General features: G+C 38.8%; 17 protein-coding genes. 6 read left to right on the top strand and 11 right to left on the bottom strand.

All coding sequences use genetic code 11. The annotated features are described in order from the left end of the window. Positions 1 to 7 precede the first annotated feature (7 nt). The 5 genes from B9Y87_RS02010 (at position 8) to B9Y87_RS02030 (ending at position 5279) form a co-directional block, all read left to right on the top strand. Complete coding sequence (locus B9Y87_RS02010; RefSeq protein WP_085495687.1) at positions 8 to 1759, top strand: TonB-dependent receptor domain-containing protein; 1752 nt, start codon at positions 8 to 10, stop codon at positions 1757 to 1759. A 426-nt stretch (positions 1760 to 2185) separates the two neighbouring features. Further along, positions 2186 to 2605 carry a hypothetical protein gene (locus B9Y87_RS02015; RefSeq protein ID WP_085495688.1) on the top strand — a complete coding sequence of 140 codons (420 nt, stop codon included), beginning with the start codon at positions 2186 to 2188 and terminating at the stop codon, positions 2603 to 2605. Positions 2606 to 2763: 158 nt separating this feature from the next. Then, entirely contained in the window at positions 2764 to 3849 is a 1086-nt protein-coding gene (locus tag B9Y87_RS02020; RefSeq protein WP_085495690.1) for an OmpA family protein, read from the top strand. Between the two features lie 125 nt (positions 3850 to 3974). Continuing rightward, positions 3975 to 4166: a cold-shock protein gene (locus B9Y87_RS02025; RefSeq protein WP_031442744.1), complete on the top strand. Its 192-nt coding sequence runs from the start codon at positions 3975 to 3977 to the stop codon at positions 4164 to 4166. A 396-nt stretch (positions 4167 to 4562) separates the two neighbouring features. Continuing rightward, the gene (locus tag B9Y87_RS02030) at positions 4563 to 5279 is read left to right on the top strand and encodes a sugar isomerase domain-containing protein (RefSeq protein WP_085496610.1); all 717 of its coding nucleotides are present in this window, start codon (positions 4563 to 4565) and stop codon (positions 5277 to 5279) included. Between the two features lie 16 nt (positions 5280 to 5295). Here B9Y87_RS02030 and B9Y87_RS02035 read toward each other — a convergent pair whose 3' ends face one another. From B9Y87_RS02035 to B9Y87_RS02090, 11 genes are all read right to left on the bottom strand, one after another. Continuing rightward, complete coding sequence (locus tag B9Y87_RS02035; protein ID WP_085495692.1) at positions 5296 to 6570, bottom strand: Nramp family divalent metal transporter; 1275 nt, start codon at positions 6568 to 6570, stop codon at positions 5296 to 5298. A gap of 4 nt (positions 6571 to 6574) precedes the next feature. Beyond that, positions 6575 to 7243, bottom strand: coding sequence for a bifunctional 4-hydroxy-2-oxoglutarate aldolase/2-dehydro-3-deoxy-phosphogluconate aldolase (locus B9Y87_RS02040; protein ID WP_085495694.1), 669 nt, complete (start codon positions 7241 to 7243; stop codon positions 6575 to 6577). A gap of 201 nt (positions 7244 to 7444) precedes the next feature. Beyond that, on the bottom strand, positions 7445 to 8209 hold the full coding sequence (locus tag B9Y87_RS02045; protein ID WP_072862117.1) for an SDR family NAD(P)-dependent oxidoreductase: 765 nt from the start codon (positions 8207 to 8209) through the stop codon (positions 7445 to 7447). 30 nt (positions 8210 to 8239) lie between these two features. Further along, positions 8240 to 9523 carry an MFS transporter gene (locus B9Y87_RS02050; RefSeq protein ID WP_085495696.1) on the bottom strand — a complete coding sequence of 428 codons (1284 nt, stop codon included), beginning with the start codon at positions 9521 to 9523 and terminating at the stop codon, positions 8240 to 8242. Between the two features lie 237 nt (positions 9524 to 9760). Further along, a complete protein-coding gene (locus tag B9Y87_RS02055) occupies positions 9761 to 10468 on the bottom strand; it encodes a FadR/GntR family transcriptional regulator (protein WP_085496612.1) in 708 nt (235 codons plus the stop codon). Between the two features lie 416 nt (positions 10469 to 10884). After that, positions 10885 to 12219 carry a RagB/SusD family nutrient uptake outer membrane protein gene (locus B9Y87_RS02060; RefSeq protein ID WP_217807477.1) on the bottom strand — a complete coding sequence of 445 codons (1335 nt, stop codon included), beginning with the start codon at positions 12217 to 12219 and terminating at the stop codon, positions 10885 to 10887. 10 nt (positions 12220 to 12229) lie between these two features. After that, on the bottom strand, positions 12230 to 15412 hold the full coding sequence (locus B9Y87_RS02065; RefSeq protein ID WP_085495699.1) for a SusC/RagA family TonB-linked outer membrane protein: 3183 nt from the start codon (positions 15410 to 15412) through the stop codon (positions 12230 to 12232). A gap of 471 nt (positions 15413 to 15883) precedes the next feature. Then, the gene (locus B9Y87_RS02075) at positions 15884 to 16636 is read right to left on the bottom strand and encodes an SDR family NAD(P)-dependent oxidoreductase (RefSeq protein ID WP_085495703.1); all 753 of its coding nucleotides are present in this window, start codon (positions 16634 to 16636) and stop codon (positions 15884 to 15886) included. A gap of 48 nt (positions 16637 to 16684) precedes the next feature. Further along, positions 16685 to 17062 (bottom strand): cupin domain-containing protein, encoded by a 378-nt coding sequence (locus B9Y87_RS02080; protein WP_085495706.1) that lies wholly within the window; start codon positions 17060 to 17062, stop codon positions 16685 to 16687. 72 nt (positions 17063 to 17134) lie between these two features. Then, positions 17135 to 19189: a polysaccharide lyase family 7 protein gene (locus tag B9Y87_RS22345; RefSeq protein ID WP_085496617.1), complete on the bottom strand. Its 2055-nt coding sequence runs from the start codon at positions 19187 to 19189 to the stop codon at positions 17135 to 17137. A 635-nt stretch (positions 19190 to 19824) separates the two neighbouring features. After that, complete coding sequence (locus B9Y87_RS02090; RefSeq protein ID WP_085495708.1) at positions 19825 to 22134, bottom strand: chondroitinase-B domain-containing protein; 2310 nt, start codon at positions 22132 to 22134, stop codon at positions 19825 to 19827. A 135-nt stretch (positions 22135 to 22269) separates the two neighbouring features. Between B9Y87_RS02090 and B9Y87_RS02095 the strand changes: the two genes are divergently transcribed. Then, positions 22270 to 23235 carry a sugar phosphate isomerase/epimerase family protein gene (locus B9Y87_RS02095; protein WP_085495710.1) on the top strand — a complete coding sequence of 322 codons (966 nt, stop codon included), beginning with the start codon at positions 22270 to 22272 and terminating at the stop codon, positions 23233 to 23235. The last annotated feature ends 1 nt before the right edge of the window (position 23236 follow it).

Below are 23236 nucleotides of genomic sequence, written 5' to 3' on the forward strand. Positions count from 1 at the left end.
ACACAATATGCACAAGCACATTAAAATATCCATATTTGCTATTCTAGGTTTTCTACAGATCGGATTGGCACAGGACGATAAAAAAGATTTAGGTACGGAAACGGTGACCGTGGTAAAAGCCTATTCACCTACCATTTCGGATGCGTTTAAGGTGAAGTCGGTACCTACTTTGAACGATTCCATAGTTTTACAAAAAAAGCCCATCAAATACAGTATATTTTCCGTTCCCGTTGCTTCTACTTTTACCCCTTCCAAGGGTAAGGCTTCCGGGGTGAAAAAGCTGCCGCCGGAAAAAATATATAACTCCTATGCATCCATAGGGCTGGGCAACTATAATAACGCCCTGGCAGATTTCTATACCAGCAGCGCCCTTAACAGGGATGAAAGATTGGATTTGAGTCTAAACCACCATTCCTCTAGAGGGGAAATAGACGGAACCGCTTTGGATAACATATTTTATAATACCAAACTGGACGCCAGTTATACCAAAAAGGATAGGGACATAAGTTGGGGAGCCAATATAGGGGCACAGCATCAATTATATAATTGGTACGGAATTCCCAATGGCTATTACACAGAGGAACTAGTGAACGGCATAGATGAAAAACAGAACTATTTTAATGCATTTGCAGGAGGATTTGTGGAAGTGGAGGATTCCTTTTTTAAAAGTGCCAATTTGTTCTATAGACGGTTTTGGGATTCTACCAAATCTGGTGAAAATAGGGCAGTGCTAAAGCCTGCCTTCGAATTTCCTTTGGGGGATGAGTTGTTAACGCTTAAGGCCAAGGTAGACTATCTGGGCGGTAAGTTTAAAAATGGCCAGGTGGCCAATGATTCCAATATTCCCGGAATAGATTATTCGCTTTTGCAAGTGGGCATAAATCCCAATATTAATATTTTAGGGGACGATCTTTCACTTAATCTGGGGGTGAATTTAGTGTATGGTATGGATCTGGAAAACAGTGAGGGCAACTTCTATATTTATCCTACAATCACGGCATCCTATCGTTTGTTGGATGAGGTGGCCATTGCCTACGGTGGGGTAGAAGGCGAGTTAAAGCAAAACTCCTTCTATGGATTTGTAGAAGAGAACCCATATGTTTCCCCTACCTTGGAAATGCAACCTACAGACCAACAATATGATGCCTACATAGGCCTAAAAGGACAATTATTGCCCAATCTTAGCTACAATCTTAAGGGCTCCTATATGGCGGAAAATAGAAAACCACTATTTTTGCTAAACCCTGAAAATACCTCCAGGACAGATGAAAAAGGGTATTTCTATGGAAATAGCTTCCAGGTGTTTTATGATGATGTAAAGACTTTAGGAGTTTTTGGTGAGCTAAATGTAGATATAAACCGTAATTTTAGCCTTGGGATTAATGCCCAAGTGTATGATTACGATACGGAAACCGATAATCCTGCCTGGAATTTGCCAGGTCTAACGGCCTCCATGTTTATGGATTATCAAATAGGGGAGAAGTGGTTCATGGGTGCCAACCTATTTTATGTGGGTGAACGAGACGATCTTTACACTATAGCCTCCCCGGGAACTTTGCCGGAAGATTTTGCAATGACTCCGGTTACCTTGGATAGCTATTTTGATGCAAATGCGCATATTGGCTACCGCATAAATGAGCAATTGTCGGTTTTTGCAAAGGCCAATAATATAGCCAACCAGAATTATATGCGTTGGAACAATTATCAAGTACAGGGTTTCCAGGTCTTGGCCGGTGCCACGTACAAGTTTGATCTGTAGATAAAAAAGTAATATTTGGAATTAGCGGTGGGACATACTCTGCCAAAAACCCCGTGGTATTTTATGGTCGCCGTAAATGTACCTTCTGCCTTTAGCCTTCTATCTTGGAAGGCAAAAAGGCAGTAAGGTATTTTTATTTCCAGAAGGACTTCCTCGTTATTCGGGTATTGGACAGTATTGGTATCAGTTGTTCCAGTTTTACCTGAGTACGGGTGATATAGCTGCCTAGTATATAAGATTTTTTTCAAAGCAATTCCTAACTATTTAAAACTAGTTAATATTTGGAAAAAAGATATCTTTAAATAATGCCCCATTCGTCACCCTCACGGTACATTTGGTCACAGAATAGGAAAAAAAATTCCTTTTTGTTCCGGTATAGGCTTCTTTTGTTGTCTAGTTAAATATTAATTATAAAACTTTATACGAATGAAAAATTTTGGAAAATTGTTTTACGCTTCTCTTTTTTTTGTTTCCTGTAGTTTGTCGCTTTTGGCTGTAACCCCAGACCATGGTAGTTATTGTTCCGATACCATAACCGTACTGGTAGATGAGGTGTATAAATCCCCTATTGGTACATGGGAATATACTGTGGCGGACGTTCCTTATGAATACAGTGCCGGAGTATTGATTATTACCAAGGAAAAAAATGGGTATAAGGTGCTGGTAAAGGTCAATAATAATACCCTCACGGCTTCGGAGGTAAAGGTAAATGATGATATGGTAAACTTTTCGGTTAATATTGAAGGAGGAAAAGTACAAGTTTCCTTGCAAGTAAAGGACGATGTTATAAATGGCAAAGCCAATTCTTCGGAAGGTTCATTTTCATTGAAAGGAAAAAAGAAATAAATCTTATAAATTTTATAGATAAGACAATGTAAATGGTCTTTAGGCTTTACAAACATCCCTGAATATGGGGATGTTTTTTTATTTTTGGGAATATGTACCTAAACTTTTTGTCTGCAAGGGATTCCTTTTGCCAATAAGTTTTATGCAATTTATTTATTATGGGGCAGTTCACTGTTGGTTGTAGAAATTGGATAGGATTTTTATCCGTTTTGTGCCTCGGTAGCGTCATGTCCCAAAACCTAGTGGAAAATCCGAGTTTTGAAGCTTTTTTGGAATGCCCGGATCATTTAGGAAACTTTGGGGAAGATATTAAACATTGGTCCGTACCCACTCAGGGAACCACGGATTATTTTAATTCCTGTAGTCTTAGCATGGGGGTGCCCGTTAATTTTATGGGAGAGCAAACGGCAAAATTTGGGGAAGGTTATTTGGGGTTTTATATGTACGCCCCGGAAGATTATAGGGAATATATTCAAGGAGAATTAAAGGAACCATTGAAGAAAGGAATTACCTATACACTGTCTTTTTACATTAGTTTGGCCGAGAATTCGGATCATGTTGTTCGCGATTTTGATGTGCTATTGTCTACAAAACCTATTGGGATTAAAATAAAAAAGGGACTCACCAAATGGCAGCTTTCCAAAATTGAAGGGAATAGTTTTACCTATATTGAAATTGTAGGTGACGAATTCATTAATGATGAAAAAGCATGGACCAAGATTTCAGCTACCTTTCTTGCCCAGGGTGGAGAGCAGTTTATTACTATTGGAAACTTTAAAAACAATGCTTCTACTAGGCGACAAAAATTGGTAAAGGAAAGAAATGTGAATGGGGCCTATTATTTTCTGGATATGGTCTATGTTGGGGAAGGAGTGCAGACCTATGCCTTGGACGAGACCCATATTTTTGAGAATGTACATTTTAATTTCGATGAATTTAAATTAGCGGAAAATGGTGCCCTTGAAATAAAACGTGTCTACAATTATTTACAATCAGATAGTACTTTGAACATTGTCATCAACGGATATACGGACAACTTGGGGACCCCTGCCTACAATAAGGAGCTTTCTGTTAAACGTGCAAAGGTAGTGGCTAACAAATTGATACAATTGGGCTTAGCCGCGCAAAGAATAACCTACAATGGTTTTGGAGCAGCGCAACCCCTAGGTAATAATGAGGAAGAAGAGGGTAGGGCACAGAATAGAAGGGTAGAGTTTATAATTTCCAAAACCCTTGAAAAGTAAGCTTTTAAAGGGGTAAGTGAGTTTTTTTTTGGATACTTGTTAAAATTGTTGGCTATAAATGATTGTGGTTCAAACTTTTGGAACTATATTTGGTCCACAATAAGTAATTAATTTAAATTTTAGTAATGAGTAGAGGAACAGTAAAATTTTTCAACGATGCCAAAGGATTTGGGTTCATCACAGAAGAAGGTTCTAACAAAGAACATTTTGTACACATCTCTGGTTTAATCGACGAAATTCGCGAAGGCGATGAAGTTGAATTTGAACTAAAAGAAGGAAAAAAAGGATTAAACGCAGTAAACGTTAAAGTTATTTAATATATACTTATTTTAATTTCCTAAGATCTAAAGCCTATCGTTTGATAGGCTTTTTTTTTGTTCGCGAGGCCCGTATTTCAAGAGCCGCAGCTGCATTGAAATACGATAGTCGAACGAACCCCAACAAAAGGCGGGGTTTTCAGGATAATACCCAGATCTTCGGGCATGTCCCTTGTAGGAGTCCAGTATTTGGTTTAGGTTTTAATGCTATTTACTAAATGACGAAGGTGGAAATTATTGCTCCTTAACGTGTTGTGGCTTTATATTTTTAGACTTTAGCTGGACTAAGTTTATATTCTTTATATTGGTTTATGGAAATATGTATTGGTATTAGGGAAAGTTATCCCGATATCAATATTGTTGGTTTTCTTCCTTAACTTAAATGCTACCGTTTTTATGTTTGAATATTTGGAAAGAATACAATTACTGATCAATAAAATGTCCACGGATCAGCAGGCTCAATTGGTCAGTGCCGCTAAAATTGTAGCGGACATAATTAAGAATGATGGCATAATTCATACCATAGGTACGGGCCACTCCCAAATGATAGGGATGGAAATGTTTGGCAGGGCGTCCAATTTGGCCAACGTAAATGCCATAATGGACGATATGGTGCTTATGGCCAGCGGGGCAAGAAGATCGGCTGAAATGGAACAAATTAGCGGACTTGCCGAAATACTTTGGAATAAGTATCAATTTAATAACGGGGATGTGTTGATTGTTGTTTCAAATTCGGGAAGAAATGCCTTGCCGCTGGAGATGGCTATGAAGGCCAAGCAAGAAGGGTTAACTACCATAGCGATCACCTCCTTGGAACAGTCTAAAAGGTATCCTTCCAGACATCAGAGCGGAAAGAAATTGTATCAGATTGCAGATTTGGTCATTGATAATTGTGTTCCCTCGGGGGATGGGGTTATCTCCATTAATGAACTGCTCATTGGTCCTGCTTCCTCGGTATTGGGCATGCTCATTGTCAACATAATCTCGACCGAAGCCATCAAAATTAATTTGGACAGAGGTGTGGATGTCTCTGTTTTTCAAAGTCAGAACATAGATGAGGCGGATAATGAAGCACTCTATCAAAAATATGAATCTCGTGTAAAACACCTTTAGCATCCAATCGGGATTTCTAAAAGAAGTCCAAAAGAGCTACAATTCCATTGTAGGAGATTATAATAGAAAAAAGAAAAGCAGCATATAATCCTATATTTAGGAAGATATTGGCTTTGTATTGGCCCATCAGCTTTTTGTTATTGATCAGTAAAATAATTCCCAGTATTACCAAAGGCAGAACAAATACATTAAATACTTGGGATAAAATCTGCATTTCTATAGGATTGGCTCCAAAAACAGGGACAATTAGGGCAAAAAGACATGCAACGGCCGTAATTATCTTAAATTGTTTGGAAGTGGTGTCCAATTCCCCGGATTGGTAATCGGCCAATAGGATGGGGGCAATCAATAGACAGGGAAATATAGAGGATAGTCCTGCACTTAAGGTTCCGAAGAAGAATAGGGTCAATGCGAATTTTCCCGCGACCGGTTCCAGGGTATTTACCATATCCAATACTTTAGTGACCGGTTCACCTTGATGAAACAGGGCACCACTGGCTACGGCCATAACCGATGCACTAATAACAAAGACCAGACAGGCGGCTATTATAGAATCCTTTTTTTGTTGCTTAAGGTTGTTGATATTCCATCCTTTGCCCTTAACAAATAATGGTCGGGATAAAAAAGTAGCAGCGGCCATGGTGGTACCCACAAAGGCGGCCACCATCATTTTACCACCTTCCACCTTGGGAATGGACGGTTTTAAGCCTTTAGCCACCTCAATAGGCAAGGGGTAGACCATAAAAAGTGATATAAAAAAGGAAAGTCCCATAATGGTAACGAAAATCACCAATATCTTTTCAAAGAACGCATATTTTCCTACCATGAGAAATCCATACATAACTATAATGACCACAATAGCAATTATTAAAACTGCCTCATATTGATAGCCTTGTAAATTGGGAAAATAGATAAGGAAAATCTCGAAGATAATATTGGCGGAAATCCCTAAGATACCCATAAGTGAATTCCATTGACCAAAGGAAATGCCAACGATTATCATAATGGCAATAAGCTTGCCCCATTTCAGATGGTTTTTAAAGGCAAATAGGGCAGTTTCCCCAGTGACCAGGGCGTAATTGCCATAGGAAAACATTAAGATTCCGGAGAATATACAACTCAGCAACAAAACCCATAACAATTGCATGCCGTATGTGCTTCCCGCAACGATCATGGAGGTTACACTTCCCGTACCAATGGTATAGCCAATGGCAAAAATACCTGGGCCGAAGGCCAGTATAAGTGCCAATATCTTTTTTAGAAATGAATTCTTTTTGATCGGATTTTCCATCAATTTAGTTTCTTAGCTTTATAATAGACCCCAAAGTTTCGCGAACAGTGTTTTCAAGTCCAACGAAATCCTCATTTTTCAATATTTCTTTACTGATAAGTTGGGAACCCAGTCCTACGCAAGTTACACCGGCATCAAACCATGCCTTTAGGTTGGAAACTTCAGTAGTGACCCCTCCGGTGGGCATAATGCTTGTCCATGGTTGTGGGCCTTTAATGGCCTTTACAAATGAAGGGCCATAAGTAGAACCTGGAAACAATTTTACGATTTCGCAACCCAATTCCTCGGCATTGTTAATTTCGGTGAGGGAACCACAGCCTGGAGACCAAAGAACTTTTCTCCTATTACAAGCGATGGCAATATCTTCCCTGAGCGACGGTGTTACTATAAAGTTGGCTCCCATCTGCATATATAGAGATGCTGCGGCTGCGTCTGTAATGGAGCCTACCCCGAGGACCATACCAGGAAGTTCCTTGATGGCGAATTTGTTAAGTGCAGAAAATACTTCGAAGGCGAAGTCGCCCCTAGCCGTAAATTCCATCAATCTTGCACCGCCGTCGTAGCATGCCTGTAAAACCTGCTTTCCCAATGCTATGTCTGAATGGTAGAATAAAGGTACCATCCCGGTCTCCTTCATTATAGTAGCTACTTCTATTCGTGTATATTGTGCCATATAGTTTTATCAGTTTTGGTAATCTTCCAAGTATTGTATTGGACTGTTGGCTTTGATCAAAAGTTTATAGGTATTTACACTGCCGTTGCCAATGACAATGTCAGAGTAAGTAATTGGTAAATACAAATAAATCCGGGAAGAGCCTATTGGCCTATGAATTCCCGGATTTAATTACTTTTTTACTTATTGTTTTCTATTTTCTTAAATTCCTAAACCTTGTCCACCACCTATTTGGATAGTTTCGGCAGTAAGGAAAGCGGCATCCTTACCAGCTAAAAACGAAATTACAGAGGCTACTTCTTCAGGTTGTCCCAATCTTCCTAACAAGATATTGTTTTTCCAGGAAGCGAATACTTCTGGTTTGGTAGATTTAATTTCAGTATGGAAAGGGGTATCAATGGTACCCGGAGATACTGCATTTACCCTAATCCCATATTCGGCAAGATCTTTGGCCAAAGCTCTGGTTATGGCATGGACACCCGCTTTGGATGTTCCGTAAATTCCTGCCCCAGGTCCTCCAGCATTCCAACCTGCAATGGAGGTATAGTTAATGATGGTAGGAAGATCTCCTTTTTTTAGATACGGTATGGCAGCCCTTGATGCGAAAAACACTGAATCCAGGTTTAATGCCATTACAAATCTGTAAAACTCAGTGGTCATTTCTTCAAACCTGGATCTTCCCCCAAGGCCACCGGCATTGTTGACAAGGACATCAATCTTTCCGTATTTCTTGCCAATTTTATTAATGTTTGCCGTTACCTCGTCTTCTTTGGTAACATCAAATCCGTAATATTCAGCCGTAATACCTTCCGCAGTAAGCTCTTTTATTCTTTTAGCTCCCCCTTCATCATCTATTCCGTTTAATACTACTGTATATCCGTCTTTACCCAGTCTTTTTGCTACCTCAAACCCGATGCCTCCTGTAGCTCCTGTTATTACTGCAATTTTTCCATTTGAATTACTCATATTCCAATTTTTATATTATTAAATTTTAAATTATTCTACTGATTTTATATTCTTTGCGAAATAATAGATAGATCCTACGCCAAGAGGAACAAAAATGGCTATGGCCACAAAAATGGGTGTATAGGAAACCTTTGCAATTACCGGAACCAAAAAGTTCATGATAATTACGGAAAATACGCCTACCATACCACCTAGACCAGCCAATGAACCTACAGATTTACCACTAAAGAAGTCGCTTGGTAGGGTTTGGATGTTTCCAATGGCAAACTGAAATCCGAATAGTACAATAAATACTATTGCCACAAATTTTTCTGGAGTATCAGCAAGCAATATAGTGGCAATAAGTCCTAAGACCATAATGACTCCACCAATAAAAATGGTAGTTTTCCTACCCTTATTTATTGAATTTGTTTTCGCAATAATAACTCCAGAAACGTATCCACCTGCAATACTTCCTATAGCTGCACCTACGTAAGGAACCCAGGCAAACATTCCCACTTCTTTTACATTAAAGCCATACACGTCAAATAAATAAATGGGCATCCAGCCTACAAATAGCCACCAGATTGGTTCCAGAAAAAACCTACTTGCCACGATGGCCCAAGATTCCTTATAAGAAAGTATTTCTTTAAGGCTAAGTCCCTTTTGGTCTTCAGTGGCATTTTGATCGGCTATACTCTGTCCTTCGGAAATAAATTTTTGTTCTTCTTCTGTTATCCAAGGATGCTTTTTTGGTCCCGCTTTATTGATTAACAGCCAAGGAATAATCCATATTAGTCCTATGGCCCCTACTATTATAAACGTAACTTCCCAACCATAGGCCACAAAAAGAAGGGCTATTAGTGGTGGTGCTATAACGGAGCCAATGGAGGCACCGGCATTAAACAACCCTTGGGCTATGGCCCGTTCTTTTATTGGAAACCATTCTGCATTACTTTTAACGGCACCTGGCCAGTTACCTGCTTCTGATAATCCTAAGGTAGTTCTGAAAAATGCCAAAGAGAAAAAGCCCCTTACGGTGGAGTGCAATAAGGTGGATAAACTCCAAATACCAATGCTTATTACGTATCCAATCCTTGTGCCGACTTTATCGAAGAGTTTGCCCGAGAATAATTGACCTAGGGCATAAGCTACCATAAATATGTTTAGGATGTAACTATAGTGATCTTTGGTTAGGCCCAAAGAATGCGATATGGAGCCTTCAACATTCTCATTGCCCCACATAATGGACAAAGCACTTCTGTCTATATAATTAATAACAGTTGCTAAAAAGATAAGACCGATAATGAACCAACGTAATCCTTTAATTTTCATAGTATTTTGCTTTGGTTTGTATTGTTGTTGCTAAGTCATTTATAGGCTATAGAAAGTAAGCGGACGAAATATCCGTGCTATTATAATACTGGAATTATAGCTGAAAATTTTGGGAGTATTTAAATTGTAATTTTAAATATCACTCTATTCCATGGTATTGATCCTAGTATTATTTCCCTTCAGATTATTTTTTATAAAGCGATAAAAGTGTGCGATTTTATCCCTTGGTAATTTTTCTTAATCTTTAATGTTATAACAATATTGATATAGCATTTTAAAATGTACTTTCATTTTTTCCTTTGCCAATTGGGGGTCCTGTTTCTTTATCGCTTCATAAATATCCCTGTGCTCCTGAATTCCTATAAATGCTATATTCTTGTCGCAAACGTGATATTTGGTAAAGTTGGTAATGATCTCCGGTGTAATAGTCAGCATGAATGTATTTATGGTACTATTCCCACTTGCTTTTGCTATGGCCAAATGGAACAAAAGATCTTCCTGCACCGCATCTTCCCCGCTCATTACTTTTGTGGCATAAGCCTCCAATGCCTCCTCTATTTCTTTTAATTCTTCCTTGGATCTTCTCAAAGCTGCCAATCTAACGGTTTTTAGCTCCAATAGTATCCTTGTCTCTACCAAGGATTTGAAATCTGGCTTTTCTAACCTTAAAATATCGCTGATCATACCATTCAATGCCACAGAACCAATATCGGCTACGAACGTACCGCTCTGCGGCTTTGACTTTAACAGGCCATAGAACTCCAAGGTCTGAATGGCTTCCCTTACACTACTTCTGCTCACTCCAAAATTTTCGGAGAGCTTTCTTTCCGAAGGTAATTTGTCCCCTGGTTCCAGGTTCTTGTAATTTATATAATCCCTGATCTTGGATATAATTTCTTTCTGAATTGCGTCGTTTTCGTTTTTCGGGAGAATTTCTATTTTCATGCTAATCTTGTTATTTCTTAAATTGGTTAACCAGATTGGTTTTTCAAATTTAGGCATAAAACGCAATTGAGAAAAATATAACTCACTTATAATTCCTGCCTTCTTGCATTAAAGTTACTTTTTTAAAAAAAATTACTGGCCTGACATCAAGCCAGTAAATTTCAAAAACAAAACTAACTAAACTACTAGTCCTTTAGGGTGTGGTCCCCAGTATGGATATGGATTTATACCTTGAACTTTTGAAGGTTCTTTTTCCAATTCATAAAACCACGACCCGACAAATACTTTTTAGTCCTTGGTCTAAAGATAATTTGTTGCTCTGGAAGTAATTGCTACAAGCACTGCCTAACTACAAATTTTCAGATTTAGACCTTTGGTATATAGGGCATGTTTTACCCTTGTACCGGAACTTTTAATTAATAACCATCGTTTTGGGTAATAATTCCGTCGCTAGCAAGAATTTCCGAGTTTGGTATTGGAAACACATGATAATTACTACTAATGGTTTGTCCCATTTCTGCATCTACTGTACCCGTTCTTACCAAATCGAACCATCTATGTCCTTCAAGGGCCAATTCCACTCTTCTTTCGTCAGCAATTGCTTGTCTAACGTCTGCTTGCGAACTTATTGTTCCGGTTAAACTATTTAAACCCGCTCTGGTTCTTATGGGATCCAGTAATGGAAGTACAGTTGTTGCAGGAGCGCTATTTTCATTCAATGCTTCGGCGTACATTAGAATAACATCGGATAACCTCATTTCTATAAAGTCCTGGTCAAGAGCTCCGGTATATTTCTTACTACCATTCATATTATCGGTATCAATAGTAAGTGCCTTTCTTAAATCCGTACCTCCACCACCAGCACTACTGGCGTCAAAAGCGGCAATTAAGCGTGGATCTAGAGGCGTAAGCGATTTTGTATCGGCCCCGCTAAACCATCCTACAAAGGTAGTTTGTGATCCATAGGCATTTGGAACTGAAGTTGATAATTGGGTTGCGAAAATGATTTCTGAATTACCATCTACCACAACGTTGGCAAAGTCGCTTTCCAAACTAATCCCTGCAGCGGCTGCACCGTTGACAACAGCAGCAAGCGTTGTTGCAGCTTCGGGGAAATTACCTCTGTATAGATATACTTTTCCGAGAAAGGCTTGAGCCGCTATTTTGGACGCACGTCCGCTTGACAATCCAGAATTGTCCAAACCGGCTATTGCTGCCTGAAAGTCAGGTATGATTACGTTATTGTACACGTCGGCAGCCGGTTGTCTTGTTAAAATGGACAAATCCGATGGACTGGGGGAAGGAGATAAATTCACTGTGACATCTCCAAAAACCATCACCAATTTAAAGTAGGACAAAGCTCTTAGGAATTTGGCCTCAGCAATCTCAGTGGCATCGGTTGAATTATCAATAACATTATTGGCACTTAAGATGGCTTTGTACATATTGCTATAGAATGGTCTAAAAAATTGTTCAACCAAATCTAAACCTCCTAAATCTGCGTTGTAGGTGTCAAATGACGTATACGGGCTTTCTAACATCAACATATTGTCTGCCCTAAAGTCGCCCATCACACCCATTGGGGTTGAACCACCGGTCTGATAGTGATACGCTGCGTTCAAAACGGGTCCAAATTCCTCCAAAGCACTGGATTCAAGTAATAAGGGTGGTGTTTGATCCAAATCGTTATCACATGCTGTTAGGATCAACACGGACACTATTGCTAGATATATAGTTTTCATTTTTTTCATGATTTCTTAATTAAAAATTTACATTAACACCCAAAGTAAAACTTCTTACGATAGGGCTCGCACCTTCTTGGTATCCGTAGGTGGTTGGGCCCGCATAACCTGTATTTTCGATCTCTACACCTTCAGGGTTATAGGACGTATAATCATCTGCCATTATGTACAACAAATTGGTAGCTGCAAGATATATTCTCATAGAACTTAGGCCTATTTTGTCCGTTAAATCCGAATTAAGGGTATACCCTAGGGTTATGTTTCTCAATGCAGCATAAGAAGCATCTTGAATCCCTGAACCATGTGCATTTCTGGTCTCCTGATAGAATTTGCCACTGGCATCGGCAATACCGTCATTATTGGCATCAAAACTGGACTTTAATCTACCTCCAAATTGTGATTTCCAGTAGATTGGGTCAATATTGTAAAGTTCTGCTCCTTGAGATCCTTGCAATTGGAACGAAAAATCAAAATCCTTGAAGTTCATTGAACTTGAAAGTCCCCAATAAAAATCGGGCGTAGCGGATCCTAATTTTACGTAATCACCTTCGTAGGTAATTTCACCATCTCCGTTCTGGTCAACAACATACCATTCCGAACTGCCAAATCCAATGCCTCTGGATGGATCTGACATATGAATGGTTTCAACCTCACCGGTTACTTCATACCCCCACATTTCTCCAATTTCACCTCCTACATAGTTTCTAAATTCAGGACCTCTACCACTTGGTCCGCCGTAAATCTGCCTAGGCAGTTCGGTCAATTCACCTAGATTGGTAATTTCTGATTCCACCGTTGATAAATTGGCATTGACATCCCAAGAGAAGTTTTGACTGGTAACTATTTTTGCATTTAATTCAAACTCCAATCCTGAACTTGTTACATTACCACGATTAAGCTTTATAGCGGGTGTCCCAAGAACTTCGGAAACACTTTGATTGATCAACATATCCTTAACATCGGAAGTATAGTAATCCACACTAAATCTAAGTCGGTTATTAACAAAACCTAAATCAACACCATAGTTTGTCTCTTTATTGGTTTGCCAAGTTAAGTCTGGGTTTGCTATATCTTCAGGAATTAGAAATCCTGTTCCGAAAGCTGTTGGCGAGGTACCTAAAATACTTAAGGAGTTGTATGAACCTAAGAAAGAAGCTGTACCTAAAGACCCCGTACTAAACCTAAGTTTAAATAGGCTAAACGCATCGGCATCTCCAAAAAAGGATTCATTGTGAATATTCCAACCCAAGGATAGTGCTGGGAATACTGCGTATTTTTCATTGGCTCCAAATCTTGAATCGCCATCCCTTCTAATGGAAGCTGATAGTAGATAACGATCATCGAACGCATAGGCAATTCTTCCAAAAAAACCATTTCTTGACTGCGTCTCATCAACCTCATTGGTAATTACATCTGCAGGGTCGAAAAAATCATAATTTAAGGGAAGGCCATATGGTACGTTGGATCCGTTGGATGTAATTCCCTTATAATAGGTGTTTACAAATTCCATACCTGCAACGGCAGAGATGTCATGCTTGTCAGCAAGTACTTTTGCATAACTCAAAGTAGTTGTACTTAAAACGGTAGATTTTTTTAAATTGGAGATATCCAATTCAGTTTGATTGGAACGTTGTTGGCCATCCGTCAATATTCCGTGATACACGTAGGTCTGGGTATCTTCAAGATCCGCTCCGAAAACGGTTTTTAAATTCAGACCATCTATGATTTCATATTGTAAATAAGAGCTCACATTCCCAAAATATGTCTTTTTCCATCTTTGTGAATTATCAAACTTAGCGGCTACACCTGCATCTCCTGTTCCACCAATACCGTTTTGGTTTCTACCGTATTGCCAATCGTGAACTACATCACCAGGTTTCAGATCATAGATACTAGTAGGATCTAGACCGATACCTCTATAATCCTGGTCAAATGATCTGCCAATATTATTTCCAGTAAAACCGGAATCAAATAATGCCTGTCTATTACGATCCAATTGTTGAACGAAATCTATGGAGGCTTGTGTATGGTAAATAGGACTAATGCTATAGGCTCTCAAAAGATCTCTCATTTCCCAAGGAACAATATCTTGTTTGCCATAATAACCATTCATGCTCAATCCGGCCTTTAGTTTGGCACCCAAGTTGGCATCTAGGTTCATACGTCCGTTATATCTTTCATAACCTTGCCCTTTTACAATACCATCGGTTTTCAAGTAACCAAGTGAAGCAAAGGCTTTTATGTTTTCAGACCCTCCGCTTACACTGAAATCGTGATTGGTTGTGCTACCATTTTTGAAAAGCCAATCTTCTACACTTACTACATCGGGCGCATTGGCGTATGCATCCAATCTGTATTGTAATAAACCTGGGTCGGTTTCGGAAAGATCATAAGCACTAGTTTGTAGCTCGCTGGCCCATTCCCCTGCAGTCTTAAGCATTTCGATGTCCTTAACATACTTGCTAGAAGTACTTGCATATGAATTGTAATTAAAATTAACTTTTCCTGCTTTTCCTTTTTTGGTAGTTACCAAAATAACACCATTGGCACCCAAAGATCCATAAATAGCAGCGGAAGCGGCATCCTTTAAAACCTCCAGGCTTTCTATATCGTTGGGGTTAACGGTTGCCAGATTACCTGAAATTGGATACCCATCCACTACAATTAATGGACCTGAGTCACCCGAAACAGATGAAGCAGCCCTAATTTGGATTTTTGGATCCGCACCGGGCTCTCCACTTTGATTTTGAATCCTCACCCCGGATAATTTACCTGCCAGAGCATCATCCACACGGGCTACTTGCACTGCAGCAACCTCATCTCCGCCTACTTTGGCTACGGCTCCGGTAAGATGTGATTTTTTTACAGTACCATAACCAACTACTACAACCTCATCTAGCTGGCTTGCGTCTTCTTGGAGGGTGATATTCAATTGCTCTTGATTTGTAATGGTTATGGATTGGGTAACAAATCCCAAGGACGAAAACTGTAGTACGTCCCCATTTTTTACCATAATTTGGTAATTTCCATCAAAGTCTGTTGCCGTACCGGTAGTAGTATTGGCAATAATTACATTCACTCCAGGTACTGGGACCTTGGCAGCATCCGTTACCGTTCCGGACAGCATACGTCCATCCTGGGCGAACAGTGCAATATTGAATAACAATACTACTGTTAGAATTAAATTAGTTTTGAATTTCATTAGTGATTTAATTAAGTTAGTAACAATTGATTATTTATGGCTCAAATGCCATTGGTTTCTACAATGTGATATTGTTCACATTTAATCCTTCAACTTACTTAAACACTTGGCTGCACTAATATTTAATGAAATTGCTTATTTTTGCAGTAAATATGTTTATAGTAATATTTGCATGTTTTGGTATTACTTCCCTTCAGAATGAAGTAATCTTTTTACAAAAGGATGGGTGTGCGCCCGTCCTTTTTTTTTTTTTTGGTCAAATCCTATGGTTTATTTTCGAGAATTTTTCTGTTGACATGGTTCTTTATTTTTTAGTTTCTTTTGGTAAACCAAATTGGTTAACCAGTTTGGTTTACCAAATATATGTTATTTAATTGTTAATTAAAAATTTAATTGCAAATTTTGTATGTTAAATTTTTGGAGGTGATAATTTAGGGGTGTATAAATTATCAATTTCGCATTAAAGCTGTTTTATGAAAAGACAAGTCCGCCATTAATATCGATGTTTGCACCTGTAATAAATGATGTTTCGGATGAAGCCAGGCAAGCCACTGCATTTGCAATTTCGTCCGCCGAGCCTTCTCGACGTAGTGGGGTCATTCCCGCTACTTTCTCCCGTACCTCATCTGTAGTGAATGTATCGTGAAAGGTGGTGGCGATCATTCCGGGACAAAGGGCATTTACCCTAATATTTTTTGGGCCTACCTCCTTGGCCAGACCTCGTGTAAAGGTCATTATAGCTCCTTTTGAAGTTGCATAGGCTATAGATCCTCCGCCCCCACCGTCCCGACCGGCTTGGGAGGCTATATTTACTATAGAGGCCCCAGATTTCATATGGGGCAGCACTGCTTGTGTTACAAGAAAGGTAGAATTAAGATTTAATTTTATCACCTTGTCAAAAAAGGCTTCGTCCATCTCGGCTATTGTCTTCCTGGCCACTAGGCCACCGGTGTTGTTTACCAAGACGTCTATAGTTTCTCCATAGTTGCCAATGGTTTCCTTTATAAGTTTGTCTACTTCAGATTTCTTGGTCACATCCGCCTTGACAATTATTGCTTCGCCACCGGCCGATTTAATTGCGTTAAGAGTTTCTTTGGCATTTGCCTCGTTACTATAGTAATTTACTACAACTTTGGCGCCTTCCTTGGCCAATTTTATGGAAATGGCCTTTCCAATATCCCTAGTGCCACCAGTAACAATGGCTATTTTTCCTTTTAAATTCATATGTGTAGTTTTTGACATAAAGTCTTCCCGAATAGGGTAGTATTTTAATTATGACTTCTTATCTCCAAAATAAGAAACCGCTCCACCGCTTAAGAAATCTTCCCTTACAGGACTAAATGTGTCAATTAGTATCCCTTCTTCCAAACAAACTGCACTGTGCAATAGATTAGGTTCAATATAAACTCCATCTCCTGCTTCTACAATTTTCTTTTCTCCATTAATTTCAAATTCAAATTTGCCTGAAGCACAATAGGTAGCTTGGGTATGAAAATGTTTATGTGGGGAACCTAATGCTCCTTTTTCAAACTTCACTTTTACCATCATGATTTGGTTATCGTACCCCAAAAACTGTCTTGATACTCCTCCTCCAAGCTCTTCCCATTCCATTTCTTTTGTGGTGATGTACTTTTCACTAAATCGTTTCATTGTTTTTTGATTTTAATTAGTCTTTACTCTTTTTTTAATAACGGTCAACTCTTTTATATGAATCAAATCGATTTACTTTGGGGGTGTGCCCTGACCTACGGTTGCTTCCCTAAACCATACTTCTGTATAACACCCGTTTTCGTATTGTTTGGCGATATCGCCTCCGTAGGTTTCCGCACCTGAAAACCAAACCATGTTGGCTTCTGGATTTTTTCCATTGGTCTGGTTATATGCGCCTTGTTTAAAATAATTCAATTCTCCACTATAGGCAGTGGCACGTTCAACGGCGTCTTGCCCTATGGGGGCGAATAATTGCTTCATCTGTTCTGGGAAGTCCGACTTTTTTACATATTCTGATGAAATCAGATTTTTGGTAAATGTTTTGGTTTCGTGATTTTCACTTTTGAAGGTTAGATACATGATTCCTTTATAAACATTTACTTCATAACTAAATTCTTCACCTAATTCAATGCCATTTTTAGGTTCAGCAGGAAAGTCGCTTTTACCTTTCCCAATGACGGACATATCGTTCCCCCATACGGCATAGGAATGTTCCCACCGGCCTGAATTATCATCACCTACTGGATTGATTTCATAATTCCAAAAAACGGAACCCTTGGTGTGACCAGGAAATTTCTTGTAGAATATTTTAAGAGGTTCATTTTCATGTCCCTCACCACTGTGAATTTGCCCCACAACAGTTGAATAAGAGGCAGCAACTCTGGCATCGCCAGAAATGGAGACCTGCATTACCTTGCAGGTGCCTGTTAGTTTGCCACCTTCTTCAGGGAGCCATTCTCTTTTTTCGTGTAGCTCGGTTCTTGTATTGCTGGAGTTTTTTGACGTGACACCGGAATTGGGAGTTTTGTAGACTACCCAACGCCTAGTACCGTCTATTACAGTGAAGAAGAAATCTTTGTGTTCGAACTGCGTGATATCTTCCACCTCCTTACCGTCACCCAGCAATATTTTAAATTTATCCATAAATAGAATCACCTCATTGGGATAGACCGTTTTAGTACTTAGGCCATCATTTGCTTCGAAATAACCTGCATTTGAAATGGCATCATCGCTGATTGTAATATCCGCTGATTTAAACCATACCTCAGCGTAATTACCATCTGCATATTGTTTTTGTAGATCACCACCATGGGTTTCGGCACCAGAACACCAGACTTTATTGATTTTAGGGTCTTTTCCGTTGGTTTGGTTGTACGTGCCCAATTTAAAAAATAGGCCCTCACCGGTATACGCTTCTTTGCGCTCCAGGCCATCCTGCCCTATGGGTACAAATAATTTCTTGGTTTGCTCTGGCATGTCCGAACGATTTGCATATTCAGAGGAAATAAGATTTTTAGTGAATTTTTTGGTTTCATGGCCTTCACTCGTGAATGTTAGATACATCATACCTTCCTTAATAACTACTTCATAAGTGAATTCTTCACCTAAGGCAATTCCGTCAACTGGTTCAGGTGGATAGGTGTTTTCATCAGTACCGACAACAGAAAAGTCATAGCCCCATATAGGATAGGAATAATCCCATCTTTTGGAATTATCATCACCTGCAGTATTTATTTCGTAATGCCAAAAGACAGAGCCTTTTTCATGCCCAGGAAATTTTTTATAGAAGATTTTAAGTGGTTCGTTTTCATGCCCATCTGCACTGTGAATCTGACCAACTACTACTGAATATGTTGAAGCAACGCGGGCATCGCCGGTAGTTGACACGTTCATTACCTTTAGGGTCGCTTTCATAGTAGCATCTGTCATTGGCGTCCACTTCTTTAATTGGGCCAATTCGGTTCTTGTATTGTTCGAGGTACCATGGGTATTTCCGGCATTTGGAGTTTTGAATACTACCCAATCCCCTTGATCATCACTTGCAGTATAAAAGAAATTCTTGTTCTCATAGTCAATAGCTTGGCCTACATTAGAGCCATCACCTAGGATCAAATTCCAATGTTGAAAAAATGGTATGATTTCGTTTGGACTACGACCTATAGCTGCGTTTTCAGAAATGTCTGTAGATTCTTGTTTTTTGTTTTCTTTACAGCCAACAAATAGCAAAATGGTACTCATCATGAATAAATAATGTACCGAAACCGAATTGAATATTTTAAAGTTCATATTATAAGGATTATGTTTTCTATAAAAACCGTAAAAAGTCATTTTTTTAACGGCTAGGATAATTTCTTCAACAATCTAAAAGAAACCTTCTATCAGATGGTTTTACCTGCACTTCTACGATAATGAAAGCCAAAAAAAAACATAGCGAAAGTGATTTGGTTAGAATTGGTTTACCAGATTGGTTTACCAAAAATACGTAAATTTGTGGAACCACCAAATATTTAACATTAAATCGATCTGTTTTATCTTTAATTAATAATATTCTATCTGTGAAATTGCTAATTCGGCAAATGTGAATTTTGCTCTGAGCGCAGATTGTACACGGGGTAACCAAAAAAAGAATTTGGGATTAAGGTTCTTTATTCCAAAAGACCGCTAAATAATAGACCTTATAAGAGCTAATCAAATTAGAAGCAATGGTATTACATCGCTTGGATAAATTGTTACTTTTATGTCTTCATTATTTGACTTCTTAGCGGTATTAAGACAGCTATTTAATACTAATATAAGAGCTGATACAAATAATTTTACAATTATGGCGGCCATTTTAATAGGTTTTAATTTTGTTTATTTCTTTTTAATTAGAAACATTGGATGTAATCCTTGCAAAGTGGCTTAATGACAGGGGGATTGGTTTAGTACAGTAATTTCATTTCTAAATTCTCTTCAACACGGATTTCCCCTGAATTGCTTATCTCATTGTCCGAATGGGTATTGTTTTTCGCTCCCCAAAGTAAGGCTACCAGTTTTACCGGATTGTTTTTAAAGGTGTTTTTGGAAATATCGATATTTACAATGCCATGGGAGTTGATCAGAATACCGTTTTTTTCTTGAGCGCCACAATTGGTAAAGGTGCTGTTGGTGACCAACAGATTCCCACCAATGGTTGATTCGTCATAACCACCGCGATAGTAATCTATGACATTGCTTTTTACGTTATTGAACCTGCAATTGTTTATTGTTAGATATTCAGTGTTATAATCTCCTAGATCATTAGTTTCTTCAGATAGTTCCAAACCATTTTCGCAATTTGATATTGAAGTATTTTCAAAGGTGATACGTTCTGCAAAGGACTCCTTATAGACCTTTAAGACATAATTAAAATCACTGATATCACAATCGGCAACCGTTAAACCAAAATGTGTAAACATATTTTCTTTTAAACTGGCGAATGCATATTGGTAATTATTTCCTTTTAGGGTTACATTTTTTAGGTTTAAAAATCCTTTAGGTTGAAGTTGGAATAGTGGTGAATTTTCTGCTCCTGAATAATTTAGGACAACTTTTGACTTATCCAAAGATTGAATGGTAAGCTTTTTATTGATTATCAAGGATTTATCGATTTCATAATTTCCTTCTGCCAGCAAAATAATATCCCCATTATCCGCTTCATTGATTTTTGATTGTAGATTTTCTGTTTTGGCTACAGCTACAGTTGTAGGTACAGGAGCTTCAGTTTCAATTGAATACCAGCTTGGGCCATATTTGGACCGGTCCAAAATTTTTGGGTCTTTAAAATCCGTAGAGGCGAAGGCTCCAATGGAGTTGTTTTTAGCTCTGGAATTGTCGACCAAATCTTTGGATATTTTTTCAAATTCGAACCCGTGGTAAGGTTCAATAGCAATTTTGGAAGAAGGGATAGCAATATTTTCTGTAATTTCTTTAACCTCAAAACTAACGGCCTCCAATCCATCATAAGCCTTAAAATTCACACCTTGATTATTGATGGCGTTGCTTTTAAAGGTAACACCATCGGCCTTATCGTGTTCCACAATCGGTGACGTATCACCTTTTTCATTATAAATTACATTGTTTGCTATAATGGTCCTTATGGGTCTGGCAGAGCGAATCTCAGAGGAAGGCAGAACATCTTCCTGACTTAAATTTTGACCAACTCCGAATTGCCAGGGGGAATCGCAATTGATGTAGGTATTATAAGCGACCACTACATCTGTTACCTGATTGTATCTATTTTGGGGGGATTTTGGTATTCCGTTCATCACGGCTAAGGCACTTCTAAAATTCTTTCCTTTTATATTATAGAAGTAATTGTTGGTCACCCAATGCCCTGTATTGATAATTCTGATACCTCCAATGTTTTCGTTTTTGCCGTCACCAATGAAGTAATTGCCGTCAATAGTGCAGTAATTGCCATGTCTTGTTACCAAAGAACCTTCGCTTTTATAAAAGACATTATTTCTGAACTCATTGAAGTTGGTTTTGCTGGAAATAATTTCAACTTCACCGTTGCACTCTTCAAATAAGTTATTGGCAACCGTTGTATAACTTGGGGACATAGAAGAAAAACTGTTGCCAATTTGAATGGTCTCGCCACTGGCGCCTCCCTTAGGGGGTCTTGGCCCAAAATGGTTATTAATTATTTTATGGTAATTATTTATGCTCTCATTGCCTTCCAAGTCTACCCTAATCGTTGGTCCACGATTTGTTTTTCCGGCAATATAACTGTTGCTCAGGGTATTGTGTCTTCCCCAAAATTGAACCCAAAGATCCGTGTCATCGCGATGCATTTTATTAAAATCCTCAATAACGCAATTGGTAACGGTGCAGTGATTGCCTATTGTATTTTCGTCCACCCTAAATTCCAATACTGCTTCGCTCGGGGAATGACCATTTCTAAAGTGCAGACCATCGACCACTAAGTACTTCCCTCCAAATTTTAAATCGGATAGCCCTTCAATAAAAACTTTTCCAGGTGTTTCAGCTTTAATTGTAATTGGCTTGTCTTCTGTGCCTTCACCTATAAATTTAATTTGGACATCCTTCCATATACCATTGGCCATCACAATGTTATCACCAGCTTGTACATTTTTTATGGCTTCTTCCAATTCTTCAGGAGTGCCTACGGTTTTGGTATTAAGATTGGTCTTTTCCCCACAAGCGCCGATAATAAACAAAAAGCAAAATAATGTTACTAGTCTTGTCATAATTAATGAATTTTATGTAGCACTTATAATTATTAATTGGTTAACCAGATTGGTTAACCAAAAATACGTATATTTGTTGGACTAGCAAATTTTTAACATAAAAATTGTATAATAATCTATAAAGCAACCTATAAAATGAAGAAAAGGACAATTTATGAAAGAAGAGATTTTGTTAAACTTGCCGCAATGGCTGGTGCTGCCTTACCATTGATGGGATTTGATGAATCCATTTTTAATCCTATTTCCAAATCTAGCGGGAATCTGGAAGTGCATTTATTTTCCAAACATCTTCAGTTCCTTAACTATAAGGATATGTCCGAGGCGGCGGCGGAAATGGGTTTTGACGGATTGGATTTGACGGTAAGGCCAGAGGGGCACGTATTACCAGATCGCGTATCCGAGGATTTGCCTAAGGCGGTCGAGGCCATGAAAAAATATGGTCTAAACCCTAGACTGATGACCACCAATGTAATTGATGTTGAAAATAAGGAGCACAGATCCGTGTTGGAGACGGCCAGCAAAAGTGGTTTTACCCATTATCGTACGGCTTGGCTAAGCTATCCCGAGAATAGGGAGATTGCTGAAAGTCAGGCTATCTATGGCCAACAATTGAAAAAATTGGAAGTTCTAAACAAACAGTTGAGCCTTATTGGCTGTTATCAAAATCATGCGGGTAATCATGTTGGGGCGCCCATTTGGGATTTGCCACCTATTCTTCAGGCCACTAAAAATGTAAATATTGGTTGCCAATATGATATAAGACATGCCGTGGTGGAAGGAGGCAGTTGTTGGGAACTCGGGTTGCGACTTATTAGACCTTTTATCAAATCAATAGTCATTAAAGATTTTAAATGGGGAACCGTTAAAGGACAATGGAAGCCTATCAATACGCCGCTAGGGGAAGGGATGGTCGATTTTGACCGCTACTTTTCCTTACTTAAAAAATACCATATCAACGTGCCGGTATCCCTACACCTGGAGTATGGATTGGGCGGTGCGGAACACGGAGCGAAAGAGATCACCATAGACAAAAAAGAAGTCTTTGCTCAAATGAAAAAAGATTTAACCTTCCTTCAGGAAGCTTGGCAAAGAGCTGAATAAA

The organism is Arenibacter troitsensis, from assembly GCF_900177645.1.
GTDB lineage: Bacteria > Bacteroidota > Bacteroidia > Flavobacteriales > Flavobacteriaceae > Arenibacter > Arenibacter troitsensis.

Excerpts from the sequence above, each read along its gene's own strand:
- B9Y87_RS02010 (WP_085495687.1), top strand. The coding sequence starts at position 8 with ATGCACAAGCACATTAAAATATCCATATTTGCTATTCTAGGTTTTCTA.
- B9Y87_RS02015 (WP_085495688.1), top strand. The coding sequence starts at position 2,186 with ATGAAAAATTTTGGAAAATTGTTTTACGCTTCTCTTTTTTTTGTTTCC.
- B9Y87_RS02020 (WP_085495690.1), top strand. The coding sequence starts at position 2,764 with ATGGGGCAGTTCACTGTTGGTTGTAGAAATTGGATAGGATTTTTATCC.
- B9Y87_RS02025 (WP_031442744.1), top strand. The coding sequence starts at position 3,975 with ATGAGTAGAGGAACAGTAAAATTTTTCAACGATGCCAAAGGATTTGGG.
- B9Y87_RS02030 (WP_085496610.1), top strand. The coding sequence starts at position 4,563 with ATGTTTGAATATTTGGAAAGAATACAATTACTGATCAATAAAATGTCC.
- B9Y87_RS02035 (WP_085495692.1), bottom strand. The coding sequence starts at position 6,570 with ATGGAAAATCCGATCAAAAAGAATTCATTTCTAAAAAAGATATTGGCA.
- B9Y87_RS02040 (WP_085495694.1), bottom strand. The coding sequence starts at position 7,243 with ATGGCACAATATACACGAATAGAAGTAGCTACTATAATGAAGGAGACC.
- B9Y87_RS02045 (WP_072862117.1), bottom strand. The coding sequence starts at position 8,209 with ATGAGTAATTCAAATGGAAAAATTGCAGTAATAACAGGAGCTACAGGA.
- B9Y87_RS02050 (WP_085495696.1), bottom strand. The coding sequence starts at position 9,523 with ATGAAAATTAAAGGATTACGTTGGTTCATTATCGGTCTTATCTTTTTA.
- B9Y87_RS02055 (WP_085496612.1), bottom strand. The coding sequence starts at position 10,468 with ATGAAAATAGAAATTCTCCCGAAAAACGAAAACGACGCAATTCAGAAA.
- B9Y87_RS02060 (WP_217807477.1), bottom strand. The coding sequence starts at position 12,219 with ATGAAAAAAATGAAAACTATATATCTAGCAATAGTGTCCGTGTTGATC.
- B9Y87_RS02065 (WP_085495699.1), bottom strand. The coding sequence starts at position 15,412 with ATGAAATTCAAAACTAATTTAATTCTAACAGTAGTATTGTTATTCAAT.
- B9Y87_RS02075 (WP_085495703.1), bottom strand. The coding sequence starts at position 16,636 with ATGAATTTAAAAGGAAAAATAGCCATTGTTACTGGTGGCACTAGGGAT.
- B9Y87_RS02080 (WP_085495706.1), bottom strand. The coding sequence starts at position 17,062 with ATGAAACGATTTAGTGAAAAGTACATCACCACAAAAGAAATGGAATGG.
- B9Y87_RS22345 (WP_085496617.1), bottom strand. The coding sequence starts at position 19,189 with ATGAACTTTAAAATATTCAATTCGGTTTCGGTACATTATTTATTCATG.
- B9Y87_RS02090 (WP_085495708.1), bottom strand. The coding sequence starts at position 22,134 with ATGACAAGACTAGTAACATTATTTTGCTTTTTGTTTATTATCGGCGCT.
- B9Y87_RS02095 (WP_085495710.1), top strand. The coding sequence starts at position 22,270 with ATGAAGAAAAGGACAATTTATGAAAGAAGAGATTTTGTTAAACTTGCC.